The sequence below is a fragment of the Methylobrevis albus genome, from assembly GCF_015904235.1.
In the GTDB taxonomy this organism is placed as follows: Bacteria; Pseudomonadota; Alphaproteobacteria; order Rhizobiales; family Pleomorphomonadaceae; genus Methylobrevis_A; species Methylobrevis_A albus.
In genome coordinates, this window is record NZ_JADZLT010000040.1 from 1 (window position 1) to 23,161 (window position 23,161).

The 23,161-nt window shown below is 67.8% G+C and carries 14 protein-coding genes and 2 rRNA genes; 6 read left to right on the forward strand and 10 right to left on the reverse strand.

What is annotated here, in order from left to right; genetic code table 11:
• Nucleotides 1-21 precede the first annotated feature (21 nt).
• The 3 genes from I5731_RS02165 (at nt 22) to I5731_RS02175 (ending at nt 4,895) form a co-directional block, all read left to right on the forward strand.
• Nucleotides 22-2,834: ribosomal RNA gene (locus tag I5731_RS02165) — 23S ribosomal RNA — on the forward strand.
• Between the two features lie 279 nt (nt 2,835-3,113).
• Nucleotides 3,114-3,228: ribosomal RNA gene (rrf, locus tag I5731_RS02170) — 5S ribosomal RNA — on the forward strand.
• A 605-nt stretch (nt 3,229-3,833) separates the two neighbouring features.
• The gene (locus I5731_RS02175; protein WP_197309722.1) at nt 3,834-4,895 is read left to right on the forward strand and encodes an NAD(P)-dependent alcohol dehydrogenase; all 1,062 of its coding nucleotides are present in this window, start codon (nt 3,834-3,836) and stop codon (nt 4,893-4,895) included.
• 138 nt (nt 4,896-5,033) lie between these two features.
• Here the strand turns inward: I5731_RS02175 and I5731_RS02180 are convergent, their stop codons facing one another.
• From I5731_RS02180 to I5731_RS02220, 9 genes are all read right to left on the reverse strand, one after another.
• Nucleotides 5,034-6,257, reverse strand: a complete 1,224-nt coding sequence (locus I5731_RS02180; RefSeq protein WP_328837970.1) for an amidohydrolase family protein — start codon at nt 6,255-6,257, stop codon at nt 5,034-5,036.
• A 205-nt stretch (nt 6,258-6,462) separates the two neighbouring features.
• The gene (locus I5731_RS02185; RefSeq protein ID WP_197309724.1) at nt 6,463-7,569 is read right to left on the reverse strand and encodes a BMP family ABC transporter substrate-binding protein; all 1,107 of its coding nucleotides are present in this window, start codon (nt 7,567-7,569) and stop codon (nt 6,463-6,465) included.
• Between the two features lie 95 nt (nt 7,570-7,664).
• Nucleotides 7,665-8,585 carry an ABC transporter permease gene (locus I5731_RS02190; RefSeq protein WP_197309725.1) on the reverse strand — a complete coding sequence of 307 codons (921 nt, stop codon included), beginning with the start codon at nt 8,583-8,585 and terminating at the stop codon, nt 7,665-7,667.
• The gene (locus tag I5731_RS02195) at nt 8,582-9,697 is read right to left on the reverse strand and encodes an ABC transporter permease (protein ID WP_197309726.1); all 1,116 of its coding nucleotides are present in this window, start codon (nt 9,695-9,697) and stop codon (nt 8,582-8,584) included. The genes I5731_RS02190 and I5731_RS02195 overlap by 4 nt, the downstream gene beginning before the upstream one ends.
• Nucleotides 9,681-11,294 carry an ABC transporter ATP-binding protein gene (locus I5731_RS02200; protein WP_197309727.1) on the reverse strand — a complete coding sequence of 538 codons (1,614 nt, stop codon included), beginning with the start codon at nt 11,292-11,294 and terminating at the stop codon, nt 9,681-9,683. Before I5731_RS02200 ends, I5731_RS02195 begins: the two co-directional genes overlap by 17 nt.
• A 652-nt stretch (nt 11,295-11,946) precedes the next feature.
• Entirely contained in the window at nt 11,947-12,744 is a 798-nt protein-coding gene (iolB, locus tag I5731_RS02205) for a 5-deoxy-glucuronate isomerase (protein ID WP_197310143.1), read from the reverse strand.
• A 184-nt stretch (nt 12,745-12,928) separates the two neighbouring features.
• Nucleotides 12,929-13,819 (reverse strand): myo-inosose-2 dehydratase, encoded by an 891-nt coding sequence (gene iolE, locus I5731_RS02210; RefSeq protein WP_197309728.1) that lies wholly within the window; start codon nt 13,817-13,819, stop codon nt 12,929-12,931.
• 211 nt (nt 13,820-14,030) lie between these two features.
• Nucleotides 14,031-15,881: a 3D-(3,5/4)-trihydroxycyclohexane-1,2-dione acylhydrolase (decyclizing) gene (gene iolD / locus I5731_RS02215; RefSeq protein ID WP_197309729.1), complete on the reverse strand. Its 1,851-nt coding sequence runs from the start codon at nt 15,879-15,881 to the stop codon at nt 14,031-14,033.
• Nucleotides 15,882-15,931: 50 nt separating this feature from the next.
• The gene (locus I5731_RS02220; protein ID WP_197309730.1) at nt 15,932-17,860 is read right to left on the reverse strand and encodes a bifunctional 5-dehydro-2-deoxygluconokinase/5-dehydro-2-deoxyphosphogluconate aldolase; all 1,929 of its coding nucleotides are present in this window, start codon (nt 17,858-17,860) and stop codon (nt 15,932-15,934) included.
• Nucleotides 17,861-18,411: 551 nt separating this feature from the next.
• Between I5731_RS02220 and iolG the strand changes: the two genes are divergently transcribed.
• Nucleotides 18,412-19,425, forward strand: a complete 1,014-nt coding sequence (gene iolG, locus I5731_RS02225; RefSeq protein ID WP_197309731.1) for an inositol 2-dehydrogenase — start codon at nt 18,412-18,414, stop codon at nt 19,423-19,425.
• Between the two features lie 220 nt (nt 19,426-19,645).
• On the opposite strand, the gene I5731_RS02230 is transcribed toward iolG, so the two are convergent.
• Complete coding sequence (locus I5731_RS02230; protein ID WP_197309732.1) at nt 19,646-21,145, reverse strand: CoA-acylating methylmalonate-semialdehyde dehydrogenase; 1,500 nt, start codon at nt 21,143-21,145, stop codon at nt 19,646-19,648.
• Between the two features lie 134 nt (nt 21,146-21,279).
• On the opposite strand from I5731_RS02230, the gene I5731_RS02235 reads away from it, so the two are divergent.
• Together I5731_RS02235 and I5731_RS02240 are read left to right on the forward strand one after the other, a co-directional pair.
• Nucleotides 21,280-22,167 (forward strand): LysR family transcriptional regulator, encoded by an 888-nt coding sequence (locus tag I5731_RS02235; protein WP_197309733.1) that lies wholly within the window; start codon nt 21,280-21,282, stop codon nt 22,165-22,167.
• Nucleotides 22,168-22,524: 357 nt separating this feature from the next.
• Nucleotides 22,525-23,028, forward strand: a complete 504-nt coding sequence (locus I5731_RS02240) for a TIGR00645 family protein (protein WP_197309734.1) — start codon at nt 22,525-22,527, stop codon at nt 23,026-23,028.
• Nucleotides 23,029-23,161: the final 133 nt, after the last annotated feature.

The following is a 23,161-nucleotide window of genomic DNA, read 5'->3' on the forward strand; positions in this document are numbered from 1 at the left end:
ATGGACGTCGATAATGAGAGCGATCAAGTGAAAGAAGGGCATCTGGTGGATGCCTAGGCGCTGAGAGGCGATGAAGGACGTGGTACGCTGCGATAAGCGTCGGGGAGCTGCGAACAAGCTTTGATCCGACGATCTCCGAATGGGGAAACCCACCTTCGACGGCTGAAGTTGCAAGTCCGGGAGCGATCCCGGTCTTGGATCTTCAGTTGTCACATGAAGGTATCTGCCCCTGAATAAAATAGGGGGTTAGAGGCGAACCCGGGGAACTGAAACATCTAAGTACCCGGAGGAAAGGACATCAACCGAGACTCCGCTAGTAGTGGCGAGCGAACGCGGACCAGGCCAGTGCCTCACAGTTTTTAACCGGAACCGTCTGGAAAGGCGGGCATCAATGGGTGATAGCCCCGTACGGGTAATGGAACTGCGAGGACTTGAGTAGGGCGGGACACGTGAAATCCTGTCTGAACATGGGGGGCCCACCCTCCAAGCCTAAGTACTCCTCAGCGACCGATAGTGAACCAGTACCGTGAGGGAAAGGTGAAAAGCACCCCGACGAGGGGAGTGAAACAGTTCCTGAAACCGGATGCCTACAAACAGTAGGAGCCCAAGGTTCGTCCTGGGTGACTGCGTACCTTTTGTATAATGGGTCAGCGACTTAGTTTAACGAGCAAGCTTAAGCCGGTAGGTGTAGGCGTAGCGAAAGCGAGTCTGAATAGGGCGTCAAGTTCGTTGAATTAGACCCGAAACGAGGTGATCTAGCCATGACCAGGCTGAAGGTGCGGTAACACGCACTGAAGGGCCGAACCCACGTCTGTTGAAAAAGCCGGGGATGAGTTGTGGCTAGGGGTGAAAGGCCAATCAAACCTCGAAATAGCTGGTTCTCCGCGAAATCTATTTAGGTAGAGCGTCGAACGAATACCCCTGGGGGTAGAGCACTGGATGGGCAAGGGGGACCTACAGTCTTACCGATCCCAACCAAACTCCGAATACCAGGGAGTACTATTCGGCAGTCACACGGCGGGTGCTAACGTCCGTCGTGAAGAGGGAAACAACCCTGACCGCCAGCTAAGGTCCCCAAGTGACGGCTAAGTGTGAAACGATGTGAGAATCCCAAAACAACCAGGATGTTGGCTTAGAAGCAGCCATCATTTAAAGAAAGCGTAACAGCTCACTGGTCTAAACAAGGGTTCTTGCGCGGACAATGTAACGGGGCTCAAGCCGTCCACCGAAGCTGCGGGTGTGATCCTTACGGATCACGCGGTAGCGGAGCGTTCCGTAGGCCTGTGAAGCGGTAGCCGTGAGGCGCCGTGGAGGTATCGGAAGTGAGAATGCTGACATGAGTAACGAGAAAGGGTGTGAGAGACACCCTCGCCGAAAGTCCAAGGGTTCCTGCGTAAAGCTAATCTGCGCAGGGTTAGTCGACCCCTAAGGCGAGGCCGAAAGGCGTAGTCGATGGGAATCAGGTGAATATTCCTGAACCAGTGGGTGGTGACGGATGGCTTGTGTTGTAGGTCCTTACTGGATTGGACCTGCTTCGACGCTGTTCCAGGAAATAGCCCCCACATCAGATCGTACCCGAAACCGACACAGGTGGACTGGTAGAGTATACCAAGGCGTTTGAGCGAACTGTGCTGAAGGAACTCGGCAAATTGCCTCCGTAACTTCGGGAGAAGGAGGCCTTCATATCGGGCAACCGGTATGGAGGGGCACAGACCAGGGGGTGGCGACTGTTTAGCAAAAACACAGGGCTCTGCGAAGCCGTAAGGCGACGTATAGGGTCTGACGCCTGCCCGGTGCCGGAAGGTTAAAAGGAGGGGTGCAAGCTCCGAATTGAAGCCCCGGTAAACGGCGGCCGTAACTATAACGGTCCTAAGGTAGCGAAATTCCTTGTCGGGTAAGTTCCGACCTGCACGAATGGCGTAACGACTTCCCCGCTGTCTCCAGCACAGGCTCAGTGAAATTGAATTCCCCGTGAAGATGCGGGGTTCCTGCGGTCAGACGGAAAGACCCCGTGCACCTTTACTATAGCTTCACACTGGCATTCGTGTCGGCATGTGTAGGATAGGTGGTAGGCTTTGAAGCGCAGGCGTCAGCTTGCGTGGAGCCATCCTTGAAATACCACCCTTATCGTCATGACTGTCTAACCGCGGCCCTTGTAGCAGGGTCCGGGACAGTGTGTGGTGGGTAGTTTGACTGGGGCGGTCGCCTCCCAAAGAGTAACGGAGGCGCGCGAAGGTAGGCTCAGAACGGTCGGAAATCGTTCGGCGAGTGCAATGGCATAAGCCTGCCTGACTGCGAGACTGACACGTCGAGCAGAGACGAAAGTCGGCCATAGTGATCCGGTGGTCCCTCGTGGAAGGGCCATCGCTCAACGGATAAAAGGTACGCCGGGGATAACAGGCTGATGATGCCCAAGAGTCCATATCGACGGCATCGTTTGGCACCTCGATGTCGACTCATCACATCCTGGGGCTGGAGAAGGTCCCAAGGGTTCGGCTGTTCGCCGATTAAAGTGGTACGTGAGTTGGGTTCAGAACGTCGTGAGACAGTTCGGTCCCTATCTGCCGTGGGTGTAGGAGTATTGAGAGGATCTGTCCCTAGTACGAGAGGACCGGGATGGACGCACCTCTGGTGGACCTGTTGTGGCGCCAGCCGCATTGCAGGGTAGCTAAGTGCGGACTAGATAACCGCTGAAGGCATCTAAGCGGGAAACTAACCTCAAAACGAGTCCTCCCTATCAGAGCCGTGGTAGACCACCACGTCGATAGGCCGGGTGTGGAAGCATGGCAACATGTGAAGCTTACCGGTACTAATAGCTCGACCGGCTTCATCGCTCTCATTATCAACGTCCATTGTTGGTTGTCCTGATCCTCGATCAGGACGAAACGCCGCTAGCGGCGCCTCGCTCTTCGCTCGGGTTCGACCAAAAGGTCGAACTTGTTTGTCGAGAAGGCACGCCGCTTGCGCGGCGCCTCGCTCTTCGCTCGGGTTCGACCTCGTCGGTCGAACGGGAGTGCCATGCGAGCTCTGAATTACCGATACGATCTGCCCCAGAGGGCACAACACAGGCCGCATCAATCGATGCCGCCCGACCAGCCTCTGATCTTCGCCGGCCTGGTGGCCATAGCGGGGACCCTGCACCCGATCCCATCCCGAACTCGGCCGTGAAATGCCCCAGCGCCAATGGTACTTCGTCTCAAGACGCGGGAGAGTAGGTCACCGCCAGGCCTGCAAAGATCAGAGGAACACGAAAATCTCACGAGACGGACATGACCCCATAAAGGGAACGTCCGGCTTCTCAATACACACAAACCACGATCTCCACACAGCCCAAACCGACCAACACCCCGAATGGCCAAAAGCCACGCGGGGTGAAACTGCGTTCGAATAGGCGACGACGTGCGGGAACAAAGAGGGTACATGGCAGAGCAGGCCCGCCGCCGGAGGGGATGCCTCTGGAGAAGGCCGCCGCAGGGAAAGTGGGTGCAAGATCGAGAGAAGGAGGGGGTACAGGTCTCCTGCTTCAAGCTGCGGGTCACCCCTCGTCCATGGGCCCAGCCCACCGCCGCAGCCGAAGCCGCCGGGCTAAACCACGATGGTTGCCCCACGCCCGCGCCGGAGGCCGGATCGGCAGCCTCGTTCCTCACCTGCAGGGGCAGGGCGCGCAGGGCGAGGCCCGGCCTGCCGAGCTGATCCCGCCGATCACTTCACCGTCACTTCCGCGTTAAACCTTGGACCACCCGCCGATCGCGGCGTATCGGTTGCACCTAGCGCCAGCCGGACTCCGGTCCGGGCTGTCTTCCCCCAATTCATTCCAGCGCGAAGGAACTCCCATGTTCGTCTGCCAAGGCTTTGCCACGTCAAATGCCGACCAGCCGCTCGGCCCCTTCAGCTTCGAGCGCCGCGATCCGGGCCCGCGCGACGTCGCCATCGACATCCACTACTGCGGCGTCTGCCATTCGGACCTGCACACCGCCCGCAACGAATGGGGCAACACGATCTATCCCTGCCTGCCCGGTCACGAGATCGTCGGCAAGGTATCGGCGGTTGGCTCCGAGGTGACCAGGTTCAAGGTCGGCGATCTCGCCGGCGTCGGCTGCCTGGTCGGGTCGTGCCAGGATTGCCCGAGCTGCGCCGAGGGTCTCGAGCAGTATTGCGAGAAGGGTTTCATCGGCACCTATAACGGCATCGAGAAGGAGACCGGCAAGGTCACCTTCGGCGGCTATTCGCAGGCGATCGTCGTCGACGAGGGCTTCGTGCTGCGGATCCCCGAGGGGGTCGACCTCGCCGCGGTGGCACCGCTGCTCTGCGCCGGCATCACCACCTATTCGCCGCTGAAGCACTGGAAGGTCGGTCCCGGCCAGAAGGTCGGCATCGTTGGCCTCGGCGGGCTCGGCCACATGGGGCTCAAGATCGCCAAGGCGCTCGGCGCGCATGTCGTGCTCTTCACCACCTCGCCCGGCAAGGTCGAGGACGCCAAGCGGCTCGGGGCGGACGAGGTGATCATCTCGAAGAACGATGACGAGATGGCCGCGCATGCGAACAGCTTCGACTTCATCCTCGACTGCGTCGCGGCCGACCACGACGTGAACGCCTACCTCGGCCTCCTGAAGCGCGACGGCACGATGACCCAGGTCGGGGCGCCGGAAAAGCCGCTCTCGGTCGCCGCTTTCAGCCTGATCTTCAAGCGTCGCAACTTCGCGGGCTCGCTGATCGGCGGCATCGCCGAGACGCAGGAGATGCTCGACTTCTGCGCCGAGCACGGCATCGTCTCCGATATCGAGCTGATCCAGATTCAGGATATCGAGGCGGCCTACGCGCGCATGCTGAAGAGCGACGTCAAGTACCGCTTCGTCATCGATATGGCCTCGCTCGGGCAGGCCGCGGCGGCCTGAGCAGGAACGCCCGGCTGCGCCAGACGTGAAAAAGCGGCGGCAGAGTTTTCTGCCGCCGCTTTTTTGTGAGGAGCGCTCGCCGGCTCGGGCGAGGCGCCTCGCGCTCGACGCGGACGCTGCGGAAGATCCTCGCCGGTTTCAGGCGACCAGCTTGCCGCCTTCCGCCACCAGCTTGCCCCGCCGGTAGACCTTGCGCTCGCGCGGCAGGGCGGCGACGGCTTCCGGGACGTGGGCGGCGGGGATGACGACGAAGTCTGCGGAGGCGCCGGGGACGAGGCCGTAGTCGCCGAGGCGCAGCGCCGTGGCGCCGGCGGTGGTGACGACGTCGAAGACGCTTTCCAGCTCCGCGTCAGTGTAGAAGCCGGAGCGGTAGCCGATGATGTTGGCGCGGCTCAGCATGTCGCCGTCGCCATAGGGCCACCAGCTGTCGCGGATGTTGTCGCTGCCGGAGAACACGGTGACGCCGGCGGCGCGGAGCAGGGTGACGGGCGGGAAGCCGTGCGCGCCGGGGGCGTTGGTCATGATGGCGACGCCGGCCTTGGCGATTATGTCGGCGGTGCGCTTCGCCTGGTCGGTGGAGACCTCGCCGAGGGCATAGGCGTGGCTGACGGCGACGTGGCCCTGCATGCCGAGCGCCGCGGTGCGGGCGGCGATCTGCTCGATCTCGAACACGCCCAGCATGTGCGCGTCATGCAGATGGATGTCGACGCCGACGCCGCGCTTCTCGGCGATGCCGAAGACGACGTCGAGGTGTTTTTCGATGTCGCGGTCGACGATCGCCGGGTCGAGGCCGCCGACGAGGTCGCAGCCGGCGGCGATCGCTTCGTCCATCACCTCGGCCGTGCCGGGGCAGGTGAGGATGCCGCTCTGCGGGAAGGCGACGAGCTGGATGTCGATCAGGTCGCGCGCGGCCTCGCGCACTTCGAGGACCGGTTCGAGATGCTTCAGGCCGACCGAGCCGTCGATCATGACGTGGCTGCGCATGCGCAGGGTGCCGTTGGCGACGCAGAGCTCGAGCTGCGCCCGGGCGCGGTGCGCCATCGGCGCGGCGGTGCTGAGCAGGTCCATCTGGAAGGCGACGCGTTCGCGCACGTCGAAGCCGTTGGTGCAGGGGCGGTGCGGCTTCCAGACGTCGCCGATGAAGCTGGTGTCGAGGTGGATGTGGCCCTCGACGAAACTCGGCGAGACCAGCGCGCCGCCGAGGTCGGTGACCGGCACGCCGGCGTCCGTCGCGGGCGTCTCGCCGAAGGAGACGAAGCGGCCGCCGCCGACGGCGATCGCGACCAGGCGGCCGTCCGGCAGCCGGGCGTTGGTGAAGAGCGCGTCGATGGCGGACGACGGGGCGGGGGCTGAAAGGGTCACGGGCTTCCTCGATTCGGGCGAACGCCGGTCTGGACGATAGCGCCGCCGCGCGTACTTGTCCGCGCGGCGGGGAGTGGAGGTCGGGGGTGCCGCGGGCGCAGGCGCCGGGCGGGGCCGCCCTCGTCCTTCGAGACAGCCCGTTCGGGCTTCGTCAGGATGAGGGCGGCCGCGCATCGCGGTGCCTTTGGCAGGCTAGGCCGGAGCGTCAGCCGGCGCTGGGCAGGGTGCCCTGGACGCCTTCGACCAGCCAGTTCATGCCCTTCAGCTCGTCGTCGCCCGGGGTGGCGCCGGCGGCAAAGCGCACGGTGCCAGACTGATCCTTCACCGGGCCGGCAAAGGGGTGCAGCGTGCCGGCGATGATCGCGGCCTCGGCAGCCGCCATCTCGGCGGCGACGGATTCGGGCAGCTCGGGGCTGGCGGTGGTCATCTTGACGAAGCCGCCGGGTCCGAGGCCGCGCCAGCGGCTCGTCGGCGCCCAGGTGCCGTTGATCACGCCTTCGGCCGCCTCGATGTGCGCCGCGCTCCAGTCGAGCTCGAAGGAGCAGAGCTGCGCCTTCTTGACGTAGGCGGAGAAGTCGCCGGTGCTGCCGATCGACCAGACGCCCTTTTCCTCGGCGGCGAGGCCCTGCACGGGGGTGTTCGGGCTGCCGGAGATCACGTCGGCGCCCTGTGCGACGAGGGCGGCGACGGCGTCCTTCTCCTTGCCGGGGTCGACCCAGGCGTTGGCCCACACCACCTTCAGCGTCGCCTCGGGGTTGACGCTGCGCGCGCCGAGCAGGAAGGCGTTCAGCGAGTAGACCACCTGCGGCACCGGGAAGGCGCCGACCCAGCCGAGCACGTTCGACTTCGTCATGCGGCCGGCGGCGATGCCGGTGAGGTAGGTCCCCTCGAAGTGCTTGGCTTCGAACACGCCGAGGTTCGGGCCGGCCTCGATGCCGGCGCAGCACTCGAAGTGCGCCTTGCCGAGCGACGGCGCCAGCTTCTTCAGCGAGGCGTACTGCGAGAAGGTGGTGCCGAAGATCAGCTTGTGGCCGGTGGTGGCGAGCTGGCGGAACAGGCGCTCGCAATCCTGAATCTGGGCGATGTTCTCGAGCACGGTGACCTCGACCTTGTCACCATAGTTCGCCTTCAGCTTGCGCCAGGCTTCGGCCTGGAAGTATTCCCAGCCGGTGTCGGAAATGGCGCCCATGTGGATGACGCCGACCTTCAGCACCTCGTCCTGTGCGAAGGCGGGGCGGAAGCCGGTGGCGGCGGCGAGCGAGCCGGCGGCGGCGGTGCCGAGGAAGCGGCGGCGGGTGAACGTGGACTGCATGGGTCTGGTCCCTCTGGTTCGGTTGCGGATGCGGGGCGTCTGTTGTTGCTCTTGGGGCGACGGCCGGATGCCGGCCGCGCCCGGAAAACGGGTGCTCAGCCTTCGGCGTCGAACGGTTTGCCGAGCGAGGCGGGCAGGTTGAGGCGGATCAGCGTCTCGTCGCGGGAGATGAGGACGAGGACGAGGACGGTGGCGAGATAGGGCAGCGCCGACATCAGCTCCGACGGCACGGCGACGCCGGCGCCCTGCGCGAACAGCTGCGCCGTGGTGACGCCGCCGAAGAGGTAGGCGCCGAGGATGCAGCGCTCCGGCCGCCAGGTGGCGAAGACGACGAGGGCGACGGCGATCCAGCCGCGCCCCGCGACGAGGCCCTCGGTCCAGAGCGCGGTGTAGATCACCGAGACATAGGCGCCGGCGATGCCGGCCATCGCGCCGCCGAACGCCGTCGCCGCATAGCGGATGCGGATCACCGGATAGCCGATGGCATGCGCGGCCGAGGGGGATTCGCCGACGGCGCGCAAGACGAGGCCGGCGCGGCTGCGGTAGAGGAACCAGGCGATGGCGGCGAACACCAGCCACGACAGCCAGACGAGCGGATGCAGCGGACCGAGCAGGGCGCCGAGCACCGGGATGTCGGCAGCCGCCGCGGAGAGCTGCGACTGCGGGATCACCAGCGCCATGCCGACATAGGACTTGCCGAGATAGGAGCTGAGGCCCCCGCCGAAGATCGCCAGGGCGAGGCCCGCGGCGACCTGGTTCGCCTTGAAGCTGATCGCGAGCAGGCCGAACAGCAGCGCCATGCCTATGCCGGCTGCGGCGCCGGCGAGCACCGCGAGCGGCACGCTGCCGGTGTGGTAGGCGACGGCGAAGGCGGCGATGGCGCCGACCAGCATCATGCCCTCGACGCCGAGGTTGAGCACGCCGGAGCGTTCGGTGACGAGTTCGCCGAGCGCCGCGTAGACCAGCGGCGTGCCGGCGACGAGCGTCGCGATCAGGATGGGAAGGAGGCCGTTCATGGGGCTGCCTCCGCGATAGTGGCAGAAGCAACGGGGGCTGCTGCGGGAGCGGCGGCCGGGCGGCGGCGGATGCGGTAGAAGATCAGCACGTCGGCGGCGAGCAGGAAGAACAGCATCATGCCCTGGAACAGGCCGGTGATGGACGAGGGCAGGCCGAGCGACATCTGCGCGGTGTCGCCGGAGAGGTAGAGCAGCGACAGCAGCAGGCCGGAGAAGACGATGCCGATCGGGTGCAGCCGGCCGAGGAAGGCGACGATGATCGCGGCGTAGCCGTAGCCGGGCGAGGCGGTCGGGAAGATCTGGCCGAGCGGGCCGGCAATCTCGCCGACGCCGGCGATACCGGCCGTCAGTCCGCCCGCCAGCATGCCGAGCCAGACGGCGCGGCGGGTGGAGAAGCCGGCATAGCGGGCGGCGGCGTCGGAAAGGCCGGTGACTTTCAGCTGGAAGCCGATGTAGCTGCGCGACAGCAGCACCCAGCCGGCGAGCACGGCGGCGAGCGCGATCCAGAGGCCGATGTTGAGGCGGGTATCCTCGAGGATGATCGGATAGAGCGCGGCGGGGGCAAGCGGCTCGGACTGCGGAAAATTGAAGCCCGCTGGGTCGCGCCACATGCCGAACACCAGCCAGCTCAGCCAGAGCTGGGCGACATAGTTGAACATCAGGCTGACGAGGATCTCGTTGGCGTTGAAGCGCGTGCGCAGCAGCGCCGGGATCGCCGCCCAGGCGGCACCGGCGAGCCCGCCGGCGACGATCATGGCCGGCAGCAAGAGTGGGCTGCCGCCGGGGCCGAATTTCAGCGCCAGCCAGCCGGAGGCGATGACGCCGAGGATGAGCTGGCCCTCGGCGCCGACGTTCCACACCCCGGCGCGGAAACCGACGGTGAGGCCGACCGCGATCAGGATCAGCGGCGTCGCCTTCAGCAGCCACTCGCCGACGCCGTAGCGGTCCTGCACCGGGCCGGTGACGAACATGACGAGGGCGTCGAGCGGCGCGTGGCCGGCGGCGGCGAAGATCACCAGTGCGACGATCACGGTGGCGCCGACGGCGATCAGCGGCGCGGCATAGACCATCGCCGTCGAGGGCTGCGGGCGTCGTTCAAGGCGCAGCGGCATGGGCGGCCTCCGGCGTCGGGGGATGCGGAACCGGCGCGGCGTCGCCCGGAACCGGCGGGAAGGTGCCGGTCATGGCGAGGCCGATCGCGTCGCGGTCGACGAGGCGGGCGGGATAGGCCGGCGACAGGCGGCCGCCGGCGATGACGGCGATGCGGTCGGCGATCTCGAACAGCTCGTCGAGCTCCTCGGAGACGACCAGCACGGCGGCGCCGGCCGCGGCGCGGTCGATCAGCGCCTGGCGGATGGCGACGGCGGCGCCGACGTCGACGCCCCAGGTCGGCTGGGCGACGACCAGCACGCCGGGTTCCTGCAGCACCTCGCGGCCGACGATGAATTTCTGCAGATTGCCGCCCGACAGGCTGCCGGCGGCGGCGTCCGGCCCGCCGCAGCGGACGTCGAAGCTCGAAATGCAGCGTTCGGCATAGGCGCGCAGCTTGCCGAACTGCACCAGCCCGTGCCGGGTGAGGCCCTGCCGGGCGGCAGTGAGCAGAGCGTTTTCGCTGAGGGTGAGCACCGGGATCGCGCCCTGGCCCTGCCGGTCCTCGGGCACATAGGCAAGACCCAGGCGGCGGCGCGCGGCGGGGGCGAGGTGGCCGGCGGGCGCACCGTCGATCGCCACCGTGGTGGCATCCGCGCTGCGCGCCTCGCCGGAAAGCGCCGCGAGCAGCTCCTTCTGGCCGTTGCCGGAGACGCCGGCGATGCCGAGGATCTCGCCGGCGCGGACGCCGAGCGAGATGCCGCCCAAGGCCGTGCCGAACGGGCCGTCGGCGGGCTTCGAGAGGTTGGTGACGGTGAGTCGCATCGCACCGGGGGAGCGGGCGGCGGCGTCGCGGAAGCCGGGCAGCTCGGCGCCGATCATCGCGCGGGCGAGCGAGGCGGGGGTCTCGGCGCGCGGATCGCAGATGCCGACCACCTTGCCGCCGCGCAGGATCGTCGCCCGCTCGCAGAGCTCGCGGATCTCGTCCAGCTTGTGGCTGATGTAGAGGATGCTGCAGCCTTCAGCCGCGAGCTGGCGCAGCGTCTCGAACAGCCGGCGCACCGCCTGCGGCGTGAGCACCGAGGTCGGCTCGTCCATGATCAGCAGGCGCGGCGACTGCAGCAGGGCCCGGATGATCTCGACGCGCTGACGCTCGCCGACCGACATCGAGTGCACCCGGCGCATCGGGTCGACGGGCAGGCCGTAGCGGGTGGCAAGCTCAGCGATGCGCGGCGCAAGGTCGGCGATCGCCGGGCGGCCGGGGGTGGCGAGCGCGATGTTCTCGGCGACGGTGAGCGTTTCGAACAGCGCGAAATGCTGGAACACCATGCCGATGCCGAGCCGCTGCGCGTCGACCGGCGAGCGCACCTCGGCCTCGCGGCCCTCCCACAGCATCTCGCCGGCGTCGGGCCGGACCATGCCGTAGATGATCTTCATCAGCGTCGACTTGCCGGCGCCGTTTTCGCCGACGACGGCATGGATCTCGCCCGGCGCGACGGCGAGATCGACGCCGTCGTTGGCGACGACCGCCGGATAGGCCTTGCGGATGCCGCGCAGCTCCAGCCGCAGCGGCCGCCGGGCGGGCTGGTCGTCAAGGGACTGGTCGGGCGTCGGCGTCATGCGCGGGTCCGTCATTTCGCGGCCGCGCCATCGCCGGAGACCGGATCAGGGGGCGGCCTGATGCGATCTGGTATGCAGGCGGTGTGCCATTCTGTATCCCCTGCGCGAGTTTGGCACCATTGGGACCCCGCACCCGGCGGCGAAACGCCGGGTTCAACTGGCCGCGTGATGCGCGAAGCTCCTTGATTTCTGGAGACTATCCGGAACAATCGCTTTTTGGACCCTGCTCAGGGGTGGTCCAAAATCGGGCCCTGAGCGACGATCTGGTGCGCCATCAGTCGCAAGTTTGGTATACAGAAAATCACATTCCCGTATGGAGAATGCCTGCAATCGAGGCGACAAATGGTGAAAATCTGGGCTTTCGGGTTGGCCGGCGTGGCTGGACCCTGATTGGCTAGCAATTGCGATCGCCGACAGGTTTGGCGACAGAATACGCGAGCCGGTGCGCCCGGCCTCGTCCTTCGAGACAGGCGCTACGCGCCTTCCTCAGGATGAGGCCTTCGAGATTTTCTCTTTTTATTGCAGATGCTTGCCCTTTCTCCTCATCCTGGGAAAGCCGCGCAGCGGCTGTCTCGAAGGACGAGGGGAAAGCCCGGGCCTGGCCGGTCGGACGGGCCGGGGCTCGCGATCAGCGGCCTACCGCTTCAGCGGCTCACCCCTTCAGGAGCCACGCGTGCTCGGGGGCGTTGTAGAACTTCCAGGTCCGCTTCGGACCGGCCATCACGTTGAGATAATAGAGGTCGTAGCCGTGGATCGCGGCGCAGGGGTGGTAGCCGCGCGGCACCAGCGTCACGTCGCCGTCCTCGACCGCCATCGTCTCGTCGAGGCTGCGGTCGTCGGTGTAGACGCGCTGGAAGGCGAAGCCCTGCGGCGGGTTCAGGCGGTGGTAGTAGGTCTCCTCGAGCAGCGATTCCGCCGGCAGGTCGTCGCGGTCGTGCTTGTGCGGCGGGTAGCTCGAGGTGTGGCCGCCCGGAGTGATCACCTCGACGACGAGCAGCCCGTCCGCCGGCTCCCATTCGGGCAGGATGTTGGTGACGTGGCGGACGTTGGTGCCCTTGCCGCGGGTTTCCTGATGCAGCGTGTCGGGGTGGATCAGCCGCGGCGGCCGGGCGCCGGCGACGCCGGGCGCCGAGCAGACGGCGAGCACGAGGTCGCTCGCCGCCGTCGCACTCCACCGGCTGCCGGCCGGCACGTAGACCGAGAACGGCTTGCCCTCGAACGGCGAGGTGCGGCCGCCGATCACGCCGGTGGCGAGGTCCCCCGCCGTGATGCTGGCCGTGCCGGAGACGATGACGAGGCAGACCTCGCGGTCGCCGGTGTCCGCCCCCGCCGTTTCGCCGGGCGCCAGCTTCAGCACCTCGAAGCCGACATAGGTCCAGCCGGCGCTCTCCGGCGTGACGCGGACCAGGCTGCCGTGGTCGGCGGATGGCTTGACGAGGAGGTTGGGCATCGGGTCGGCCTCGAACTGGTTGGTGGTGTGCATGGCGACGTTCCGGGGGAGGATGCCGCGCCGTCGTGCCGGGATTCCCGCCTGCGCGGGAATGACGGTGATCAGGGCCGAGCCACCCCGCCATCGTCATTCCCGCGCAGGCGGGAATCCGGGCACGACGGCACGGCAAGCCACAAACCGCCCCTCACGCCGCCCGCTTGAGCCCGGCCTCGTCGAGAAACCGCACCAGATTGTCGTAGCCCATCTTCACATAGGTCTTTGGGTGCGCCTTGTCCGGGTCCTGCTCGGCTTCGATGATCACCCAGCCGGCATAGTCCGGCAGTTCGCGGAACACGGCGACATAGTCGACCGTGCCGTCGCCCGGCACCGTGTAGACGCCTTCGAGCACCGAATCGAGGAACGACCAGCCGCCGGCCTCGGAGCGGGCGCGGACGTCCTGGCGGACGTCCTTGGTGTGGATGTGGCCGATCCGGTCACGGTAGAGCCGGGCGAGGCGGACCGGGTCGGCGCCGCCCCAGGTGGCGTGGCCGGTGTCGAGCAGCAGCTTCACCGCCGCGCCGGTGCCGGCCATGAAGCGGTCGATCTCGGCCTCGGTCTGCACCACCGTGCCCATGTGGTGGTGGTAGACGAGGGTGAGGCCGGCGCCCGCGACGAGTTCGGCAAAGCGCGTCATCCGCGGCAGGAACACCGCCCACTCGGCGTCGGTCAGCACCGGCCGCGCCGACAGCGGCGCCGACTTCACGCCGTGCACGGTGCGGGTGCACTCGCAGACGATCAGCACCTCGGCGCCCGCGCCCTTGCGCAGCGCGATCGCCTCGGCCGCCGCCGCGAACTCCGCGTCGGCGTCGCGCTCCAGCAGGAAGGTCGAATACCAGCCGGAGACGAAGACGAGGCCGAACTCGGCGAGCTTGGCTTTCAGCGCCGGGGCGGTCTTGGGAAACTTGTTGCCGAGTTCCATGCCCTCGATGCCGATCTCGGCGGCTTCGGCGAGGCACTGCTCCAGCGGGATGTCGCCGCCGATCTCGATCATGTCGTCGTTGGACCAGCAGATCGGGTTGGCACCGATGCGGATCATCGCGGGTCTTGCTCCTGATGGTGGGCCATATGGTTGTTCCCGACGGCGCCGCTTGCTCCATCCCTCCCCCTTGTGGGGAGGGTGGCCCGGCCGCAAGGCCGGGTCGGGAGGGGTCAACGGCGGCGCCTAATTTTGCGGAGGGGCCGCACCCCTCCCGGCGCCTTTGGCGCCACCCTCCCCACAAGGGGGAGGGATGGAGCAAGCGGCGCCGTCACCCGACCGACCGCTGCATTCCCAGCGCCGCCTCGTAGCCCGCGCGGGCCTTTTCGACCGCCGGCCGCGGGCTCACCTCGGGCACCGCGACGTCCCACCAGTGGCCGCCGGCCTCGGTGGTGATCAGCGGGTCGGTGTCGACGACGAGGACGGTGGTGCGATCGTTCGACTTCGCCGCCGTCAGGCCGGCCTCGAGTTCGGCGATGGAGCCGACCTTCGCGGCGATAGCGCCGAGGCTGGCGGCGTGGGCGGCGAAGTCGATCGGGGGCAGGGCGACATGGCGGGTGTCGGCGAGGAGATTGTTGAAGTTGGCGCCGCCGGTCGCCATCTGCAGCCGGTTGATGCAGCCGTAGCCGCGGTTGTCGAGCACGACGATGGTGAGCTTCAGCCCCAGCATCACCGAGGTCGCGATTTCCGAATTCATCATCAGGTAGCTGCCGTCGCCGACCATGACGACGACGTCGGCCTCGGGCTTCGCCATCTTCACGCCAAGCCCGCCAGCGATCTCGTAGCCCATGCAGCTGAAGCCGTAGTCGAGGTGATAGCTGCCCGGCGCGCCCGCCTGCCAGAGCTTGTGCAGTTCGCCCGGCAGCCCGCCCGAGGCGCAGACCAGCGTCGCGGCGCTGCCCGAGATGCGCTGGATCGCGCCGATCACCTCGGCGTCGGACGGCAGCCCGTCGTTGCGCGGGGCGGTGGCGGCGTCCGCCAGCGGTTGCCAGTCGCGCCGCGCCGCCGCCGCGCGGTCGGTCCAGGCGGCGGGGCTGCGCCAGCCGGCGAGATCGGCGGAGAGTTCGGCGAGGCCCGCGCGCGCATCGGAAACCAGCGGCTGCGCGCGGTGCTTGCCGGCGTCGAAGGCCTGGCTGTTGAGCCCGATCAGCTTGACCCCGGCGTGCTTGAACAGCGCCCAGGAGCCGGTGGTGAAATCCTGCAGCCGGGTGCCGACGGCGAGCACCACGTCGGCGTCTTCGGCGAGCGCATTGGCGGCGCTGGTGCCGGTGACGCCGATCGCGCCGAGGTTCAGCGCGTGGTCGTGCGGCAGCGACGACTTGCCGGCCTGGGTCTCGGTGACGGGAATGCCGTGGGTTTCGGCGAACGCCGCCATCGCCTTCGAGGCCTGCGAATAGAGCACGCCGCCACCGGCGACGATCAGCGGCTGTTTTGCCTCGCGCAGCAGGCGCACCGCCGCGGAAAGTTCGTCCTCGGACGGGCGCACCCGGCGCGGCGTCCAGATCCGCGGCTCGAAGAAGGCTTCGGGATAGTCGTAGGCTTCGGCCTGCACGTCCTGGCACAGCGCCAGCGTCACCGGCCCGCACTCGGCCGGGTCGGTCAGCACCTGCATCGCGCGGCCCAGCGCCGGGATGATCTGCTCGGGCCGGGTGATGCGGTCGAAATAGCGCGACACCGGCCGGAACACGTCGTTGACCGTGACGGTGCCGTCGCCGAAATCCTCCGCCTGCTGCAGCACCGGGTCCGGCCGGCGGTTGGCGAACACGTCGCCGGGCAAGAGCAGCACCGGCAGGCGGTTGACGTGGGCGAGCGCCGCGGCGGTGACGAGGTTGGTGGCGCCGGGGCCGATCGAGGTGGTGACGGCCATCATGCGGCGGCGGAAGTTCGCCTTGGCATAGGCGATGGCGGCATGGGCCATGCCCTGCTCGTTGTGGGCGCGGAAGGTCGGCAGCGCGTCGCGGTGCGGGTAGAGCGCCTCGCCGAGGCCGGCGACGTTGCCGTGGCCGAAGATCGCCCAGACGCCACCGAACAGCGGCAGCGTCTCGCCGTCGATCTCGGTCTGCTGGCGGGCGAGGAAGCGCGCCAGCGCCTGGGCCATGGTCAAGCGGATCGTGCTGCTCATGTTTCCATCCCCGAAATCAGTGTCCTGCCGCCGGTTGCCCCGGCGGTCCGTCAAGCGGCGCGGCTCTGCGCCGCCTGCTGCCAGGCGCCGACCAGCGCGCCGAAGCGGCGGGCCATGTCGGCGATCGCCGCCGCGTCGTCGATCTCGCCGGCGAACCATTTTGCCGCCGCGTCGGCGAAGATGGTGCGGCCGACCGCAAAGCCCTTGACCAGCGGGCTGGTCGCCGCGGCGGCGAAGGCCGCGACGAGTTCGTCCTCCGGCGCCTCCAGCCCCAGCAACACGATACCGCGGCAGTAGGGGTCGTTGCGACGGATCACCGCCTCGATGTTGGCCCAGGCGAGGCCGTCGGCCTGCGGTTCGAGCTTCCACCAGTCCGGCTTGATGCCGAGGTCGTAGAGCCGCTGCACGATGCCCGCGACGCTGCCTGCATCGAGCGCCCCGTGCTTGCCGGCGATGATCTCGACGAGGAGTTCGCGGCCGACCGTGCGGGCGGCGTCGGCGAGGCGCAGCAGTTCGCGTTCCTGCCGGGCCTTCAGCTCGTTGCTGTCGTCCGGATGGTAGAAGCAGAGGCACTTCACGGTGTGGCCGATCGGCCATTCGGTGAGGTGGCTGCCGAGGTCGGGCAGCTGGTCGAAGTCGAGCGGGCGCGAGCCCGGCTTCTCGACCGGCCGGCCGATCCAGAAATCGTGCTTGGCGGCCGCGAACAGCGCCTTCTGGCCGTGGGTGGAATCGAGCAGCATGCCGAAGCCGCGGCGCCCGGCGGCGACGCGGGCGGCGGCCTCGACGGCGAGCACCTTGAAATCGGCGATCCGGGCGCGGTCGACACCGAGGCGGTCGGTGACCTCCTCGAGCTGGATCCGGTGGTCGATCGCCAGCGCCATCAGCTGATCGGGCTGGTCGCGGCGGGTGGTCGCCCAGTGAATGTGATTGAGGTCCGGATCCTTGCGCAGGGCGCGGAAGCGGCTGCCGTTCGCGAGGAAGTGGCTGAGCTCGTCCCAGGTCGGGTATTCGGGCGCGCAGAGCAGGCGCGACACCGCGAAGGCGCCGCAGGCGTTCGCCCAGGTGGCGGAGGTCGCGTGCGGCTCGCCCTTCAGCCAGCCGCGCAGGAAGCCGGACATGAAGGCGTCGCCGGCGCCGAGCACGTTGTAGACCTCGATCGGAAAGCCGTCGCCGACGATGCCGGCCTCGAGGTCGTCGCTGATCGGGCCGTCGTAGACGATGCAGCCCTTCGAGCCGCGCTTCAGCACCACGGTTGCGGCGGTCAGCGCCCGGATCGCCTTCAGGGCGCCGAGCACGTCGCTCTCGCCCGAGGCGATCATGGTCTCTTCCTCGGTGCCGACGACGAGGTCGCAGTCGGCGAGGACGCTGCGCAGCTGGCCGGAGACGCGGTCGGACTTCACGTAGCGGGCAAAGCCGGCGTCGTGGCCGGCAAGGCCCCAGAGGTTCGGCCGGTAGTCGATGTCGAACACCACCTTGCCGCCGCTGGCCTTGGCGATGCGGATCGCCTTGCGCTGGGCGGCGTCGCTGGCCGGCCGCGAGAAATGCGTGCCGGTGACGACGATCGCGGCGCTGGAGGCGATCAGCGCCTCGTCGATGTCGCTCTCGTCGAGCGCCATGTCGGCGCAGTCGCTGCGGTAGAAGATCATCGGCGAGACGCCCTCGTCCTCGACGGCGAGAATGACGAGGGCGGTGAGCCGATCCGGATCGACCGCCACGCCGGAGACGTCGACGCCCTCGCGGACGAGCTGCTCGCGGATGAAGCCGCCCATCTGCTCGGCGCCGACGCGGGTGACGAGGGCCGATTTCAGGCCGAGCCGGGCGGTGCCGACGGCGATGTTCGCCGGGCAGCCGCCGACGGATTTCGCGAACGAGGTGATGTCCTCGAGGCGGGAGCCGATCTGCTGGCCGTAGAGATCCACCGACGAACGGCCGATGGTGACCACGTCGAGCGTCGTCGCGCGGGTCGGGGCCATCGGCATGGGTCGGTTCTCCTGTCGGCGATCTATCGGCTGGCACCAGCGCGGGCTGGCCGCCCGGACGGGCCGGCATGGGCGCGGCGTCGTGTCCGGTCCGGCCGTCATCGGGCCGGCCGGCGCGTGCTCGAGAATGAAGCATGTGTTTCCCGGGACGTCAATATGGAATGTTTGTTCTAAATTGGCGGACGGGTTTTGATCCCGGTGGGGAGGGGCCCGGCCGTGTCGGGGGAGGGCGACCGGAGCCGGTTGGTGTAATCGCATCCTGGTCGAGGACCGGCACTCCATGCGTTCGGCGGTGCAAACATTTTGCTCGCGGTGCGGCATTTCCGGGGCTGATTCGGAAGCAAGCGCTGCGGGAGAGGCGGCCGGGATTTTCGGGATGATGGCAATCTTCGCAGCTGTACCCGGCCCGCCTTCGCGGCCCTCCATGTCGCCGGAACGTCACTTGACAGTCTGCGCGTCCGCGAAATAAATATTCCATATCATCACGAGATGCGCCCGACGCTGCGAACGCGGTGTCGGCACGCGCGGACAACAGGCAAGGCGAGGACGGGATGAGCGCTGGTTCAGGAGTGCGGTCGGGATTGCGGCTCGGGCTGCTCGGCGCGGGGCGCATCGGCAAGGTGCACGCGGGCGCCATCGCCGCGACGCCGGGGGCGATCCTCGTCGCCGTCGCCGACGCGGTGCCCGCCGCCGCCGAGGCGCTCGCCACGGCAGCCGGCGCCGAAGTGCGCGATGTCGACGCGATCATGGCTGCCACCGACATCGACGCCGTGCTGATCACCACGCCGACCGACATGCACGCGACGATGATCGAGCAGGCGGCGCGGGCCGGCAAGGCGATCTTCTGCGAGAAGCCGGTCGACCTCAGCGTCACCCGCGTGCGCGAATGCCTCGCCGTCGTCGCCGAGACCGGGGCGAAGCTGATGGTCGGCTTCAACCGCCGCTTCGACCCGAACTTCATCGAGGTCCGCCGCCGCATCGAGGCGGGCGCGATCGGCGATGTCGAGATGGTGTCGATCACCTCGCGCGATCCCGCCCCGCCGCCCGTCGCCTACATCGGCCGCTCCGGCGGCCTGTTCCGCGACATGACAATCCACGATTTCGACATGGCGCGCTGGCTGCTCGGCGAGGAGCCGGTGTCGGTGTTCGCCGCGGCCTCCAACCTCGTCGATCCCGAGATCGGCGCCGCCGGCGACTTCGACAGCGCCTCGATCATCCTGACGACGACGTCCGGCAAGATCGCCCAGATCTCCAACTCGCGCCGCGCCACCTACGGCTACGACCAGCGCATCGAGGTGCTGGGCTCGAAGGGCATGGTCTCGGCGGAGAACCTGCGCGCGACGACGGTCGAGATCGCCACCGCCGACGGCTATCGCCGCGAACCGCTGCTCGACTTCTTCATGACCCGCTACACGCAGGCCTATGCCAACGAGATCGCGGCCTTTCTGGCCGGCGTCGCGGCGGGCACGCCGCTCGATCCCTCCGGCGAGGACGGGCTGAAGGCACTGCTGATCGCCGACGCGGCGATGCGGTCGGTGGCGGAGGGGCGGGCGGTTTCGATTTGAGTTTTGGTGGGGGCCGTGCCGTGGGGCCTCCCCCCTCCCTGTCCCTCCCCCGCTTTGCAGGAGAGGGGACGCAGGAGGTTAGGGCGCCTATATCAACAGCGCTTCGGTTCGGCGAAACCTCAGTTTGACGAAAGATCTATCCCCCATCGTCCCCTCTCCTGCGAAGCGGGGGAGGGACAGGGAGGGGGGAAGGCCGCACGGCACGATCCCCCCCACCCCCTCACTTCATCGTCGGCATCGCAAAGTCCGCGCCGGCGCGAATGCCGGTCGGCCAGCGCGTCGTGATGGTCTTGAGGCGCGTGTAGAAGCGCACGCCCTCCGGCCCGTGCATGTGGTGGTCGCCGAACAGCGAGGCCTTCCAGCCGCCGAACGAGTGGAACGCCATCGGCACCGGGATCGGCACGTTGATGCCGACCATGCCGACCTGGATGTCGTGCGCGAATTCGCGCGCGGCGTCGCCGTCGCGGGTGAAGATCGCGGTGCCGTTGCCGAACTCGTGCTCGTTGATCCAGCGCGCGGCGGTGGCGTAGTCGGGGGCGCGGGCGACGGCGAGCACCGGGCCGAAGATCTCTTCCTTGTAGATCGTCATGTCGGTGGTGACGTTGTCGAACAGCGTGCCGCCGATGAAATAGCCGTCCTCGTAGCCCTGCAGCTTGAGGCCGCGGCCGTCGACGACGAGCGTCGCGCCCTCGGCGACGCCCTTGTCGACGTAGCCCGACACCTTGTCGCGGTGCTGGCGGGTGACGAGCGGGCCCATCTCGGCCTCCGGATCGGTGCCGGGGCCCACTTTCAGGGCGCGGATCTTCGGCTCGAGCTTGGCGATCAGCGCGTCGGCGGTCCTGTCGCCGACCGGGACGGCGACGGAGATCGCCATGCAGCGCTCGCCGGCCGAGCCGTAGGCGGCGCCCATCAGCGCGTCGACGGCCTGGTCGAGGTCGGCGTCGGGCATCACGATCATGTGGTTCTTGGCGCCGCCGAGCGCCTGGCAGCGCTTTCCGTTGCTGGTGGCGGTCGAATAGATGTAGCGGGCGATCGGGGTGGAGCCGACGAAGCTGATCGCGGCGATGTCCGGATCGTGCAGCAGCGCGTCGACCGCCTCCTTGTCGCCGTGCACGACGTTGAACACGCCGTCCGGCAGGCCGGCTTCCTGCAGCCAGGCGGCGATCAGCAGCGAGGCGGAGGGATCGCGCTCGGACGGCTTCAGGATGAAGCAGTTGCCGCAGGCGAGCGCCACCGGGAACATCCACATCGGCACCATGGCCGGGAAGTTGAACGGGGTGATGCCGGCGACGATGCCGAGCGGCTGGCGCATCGAGTGGCTGTCGACGCGGGTGCCGACGTTCTCGGTGATTTCGCCCTTCAGCAGCTGCGGCGCGGCGGTGGCGAACTCGACCACCTCCATGCCGCGCTGCACTTCGCCCTTGGCATCCGAGAGCACCTTGCCGTGCTCGGCGGTGATCGCCGCGGCGAGCTCCTCGGTGCGCTCTTCGAGGATGTGAAGGAACTTGTTGAGGATGCGGGCGCGGCGCAGCGGCGTCGTCTGCGCCCAGCCGGGGGCGGCGGCCTTCGCCGCGGCGACGGCGGTGCGCACGTCGTCGCCGGAGGCGAGCACCACGGTGCCGCTCTGCTCGCCGGTCGCGGGATTGAACACCGGGGCGCTGCGGCTGCTGCTGCCCGCCACCAGCTTGCCGCCGATGAAGTGGTGGATGTCCTTCGCCATGATGCGTCCTCCCGGATGCGCGATTGCCGCGCCGTCATTGCATGGGGCTTTATCACCCTCGACAACGCGCACAGCAACGGGCACCCTCGCGGCACCGTTGTGCGGGAATTGAAGCCGCCGCATGGATTGGCCGCATGGACTGGGATGACGCCCGCATCTTTCTTGCCGTCGCCCGCACCGGGCAGATCCTCGGCGCCGCGCGGCGGCTGGGGCTCAACCACGCCACCGTCGCCCGCCGGCTCGACCGGCTCGAAGAGGCGATGAAGGCGAAGCTCGTCGAGCGCCACACCACCGGCTGCACGCTGACGCCGGCCGGCGAGACGCTGCTCACGGCGGCCGAACGGGCGGAATCGGAGTTCCTGAAGGCGGGCGCAGCCCTCGCCGGCACCACGGCGGGCATCGACGGCACCGTGCGCATCGGCGCGCCGGACGGCCTCGGCAACTATTTCCTCGCCGCCGAACTCGGCAAGCTGGCGGCGCGGCATCCGGACCTCCTGGTGCAACTGGTGCCGCTGCCGCGCACCTTTTCTCTCTCCCGGCGCGAGGCCGATGTGGTGATCACCCTCGACCGGCCGACCAGCGGGCGTCTGATGGTGAAGAAGCTCACCGACTACAGCCTCAGCGTCTACGCCTCGGCCGACTATCTTGCCGCAACGCCGCCGATCCGCGGCGAGGCGGATCTCGCCGGCCGGCTGTTCGTGACGCAAGTCGAGGATCTCGTCTACAGCCGCGCCCTCGACTATGCCGCGGCGCTCGGCCGGCTCACCGGCCGCCGCTTCGAATGCGGCAGCGTGGTCGGGCAGGTCGAGGCAGTGCGGGCCGGGGTCGGCATCGGCATCCTGCACGACTACGCCGCCGCCCGGCATCCCGAACTCGTCCGCCTCGTCCCCGAGATCCGCTTCCGCCGCAGCTACTGGCTGATCTCGCACCCCGACACGCGGGAAACCCGGCGCGTCGCGGCGGTGATCGAGCACGTCAGCGAGCGGGTGCGGGCAGAGCGGGAGGCGTTCCTGGTGGGGTGAGCGTGGCGGGGAATTATCCCTCCCCATTGTGGGGCTGCGGAGCAGGCGAGGAGACCCGTGGCTCCGAAGCAGGGGTGGCCCGGCGAAGCCGGGTCGGGAGGGGTAACGGCCCCTCCGCAAATGAAAGCGCCGGCGCTGCATTCGCGGCACCGCCGCTACCCCTCCCGACCCCGCTGCGCGGGGCCACCCCTGCTTCGGAGCCACGGGTCTCCTCGCCTGCTTCGCAGCCCCACAAGGGGGAGGGATGTGTTGACGCGCCGCCGAGCTCCCCATCCCCCATCCCCGCGTCACCGCGCCCGTCGACATTCTGTCATCGTCGCGGCATAGGAGTGCGGTGCAGCAACTGGAGACGTCGGCATGAAGCCGCTGGAACTCGTCATCGAACGGATCATCCTCGGCAGCCGCTGGCTGCTGGTCGCGTTCTATCTCGGCCTCGCGATCTCGCTCGCGATCTACGCCGTCGCTTTCATGGCCAAGCTGTTCAAGGTCGGCGCGAACATCTTCGCCTACAGCGAGGGCGAGATGATTCTCGCCATGCTCGGCCTGATCGACGCCGCTCTGGTGGCGAGCCTCGTCGTGATGGTGATGATCGCCGGCTACGAGAACTTCGTCAGCCGCTTCGACGTCAACGACGGCGAACTCGCCTGGCTCGGCAAGCTCGACGCCGGCAGCCTGAAGATCAAGGTCGCCTCGTCGATCGTCGCGATCTCGTCGATCCACTTGCTGCAGGTGTTCCTGAATGCCCAGCAATACGACAACTGGAAGATCGCGGTGCTCACCGGCATCCATCTCTCCTTCGTCGTCTCCGCGCTGCTGCTCGGCTTCCTCGACAACATGATGGGCGGCAAGAACAAGACGTGAGGCGGGGCGGCAAGGGGGCTGTTGACGCTGGATTGGTGCAGGTCGAACCACGCTGGTGCGATTTGCGCGGCGTTGGCAAAGGGCAGACGCGGAAGGCGTCATGGCGTCGAGGCGCTTCTTCGGCAGCTCGTTG

What these genes read in the sequence shown, in the direction of transcription:
- I5731_RS02175 (WP_197309722.1), top strand. Translation starts at nt 3,834, where the DNA reads ATGTTCGTCTGCCAAGGCTTTGCCACGTCAAATGCCGACCAGCCGCTC.
- I5731_RS02185 (WP_197309724.1), bottom strand. Translation starts at nt 7,569, where the DNA reads ATGCAGTCCACGTTCACCCGCCGCCGCTTCCTCGGCACCGCCGCCGCC.
- I5731_RS02190 (WP_197309725.1), bottom strand. Translation starts at nt 8,585, where the DNA reads ATGAACGGCCTCCTTCCCATCCTGATCGCGACGCTCGTCGCCGGCACG.
- I5731_RS02195 (WP_197309726.1), bottom strand. Translation starts at nt 9,697, where the DNA reads ATGCCGCTGCGCCTTGAACGACGCCCGCAGCCCTCGACGGCGATGGTC.
- I5731_RS02200 (WP_197309727.1), bottom strand. Translation starts at nt 11,294, where the DNA reads ATGACGCCGACGCCCGACCAGTCCCTTGACGACCAGCCCGCCCGGCGG.
- iolB (WP_197310143.1), bottom strand. Translation starts at nt 12,744, where the DNA reads ATGCCCAACCTCCTCGTCAAGCCATCCGCCGACCACGGCAGCCTGGTC.
- iolE (WP_197309728.1), bottom strand. Translation starts at nt 13,819, where the DNA reads ATGATCCGCATCGGTGCCAACCCGATCTGCTGGTCCAACGACGACATG.
- iolD (WP_197309729.1), bottom strand. Translation starts at nt 15,881, where the DNA reads ATGAGCAGCACGATCCGCTTGACCATGGCCCAGGCGCTGGCGCGCTTC.
- I5731_RS02220 (WP_197309730.1), bottom strand. Translation starts at nt 17,860, where the DNA reads ATGCCGATGGCCCCGACCCGCGCGACGACGCTCGACGTGGTCACCATC.
- iolG (WP_197309731.1), top strand. Translation starts at nt 18,412, where the DNA reads ATGAGCGCTGGTTCAGGAGTGCGGTCGGGATTGCGGCTCGGGCTGCTC.
- I5731_RS02230 (WP_197309732.1), bottom strand. Translation starts at nt 21,145, where the DNA reads ATGGCGAAGGACATCCACCACTTCATCGGCGGCAAGCTGGTGGCGGGC.
- I5731_RS02235 (WP_197309733.1), top strand. Translation starts at nt 21,280, where the DNA reads ATGGACTGGGATGACGCCCGCATCTTTCTTGCCGTCGCCCGCACCGGG.
- I5731_RS02240 (WP_197309734.1), top strand. Translation starts at nt 22,525, where the DNA reads ATGAAGCCGCTGGAACTCGTCATCGAACGGATCATCCTCGGCAGCCGC.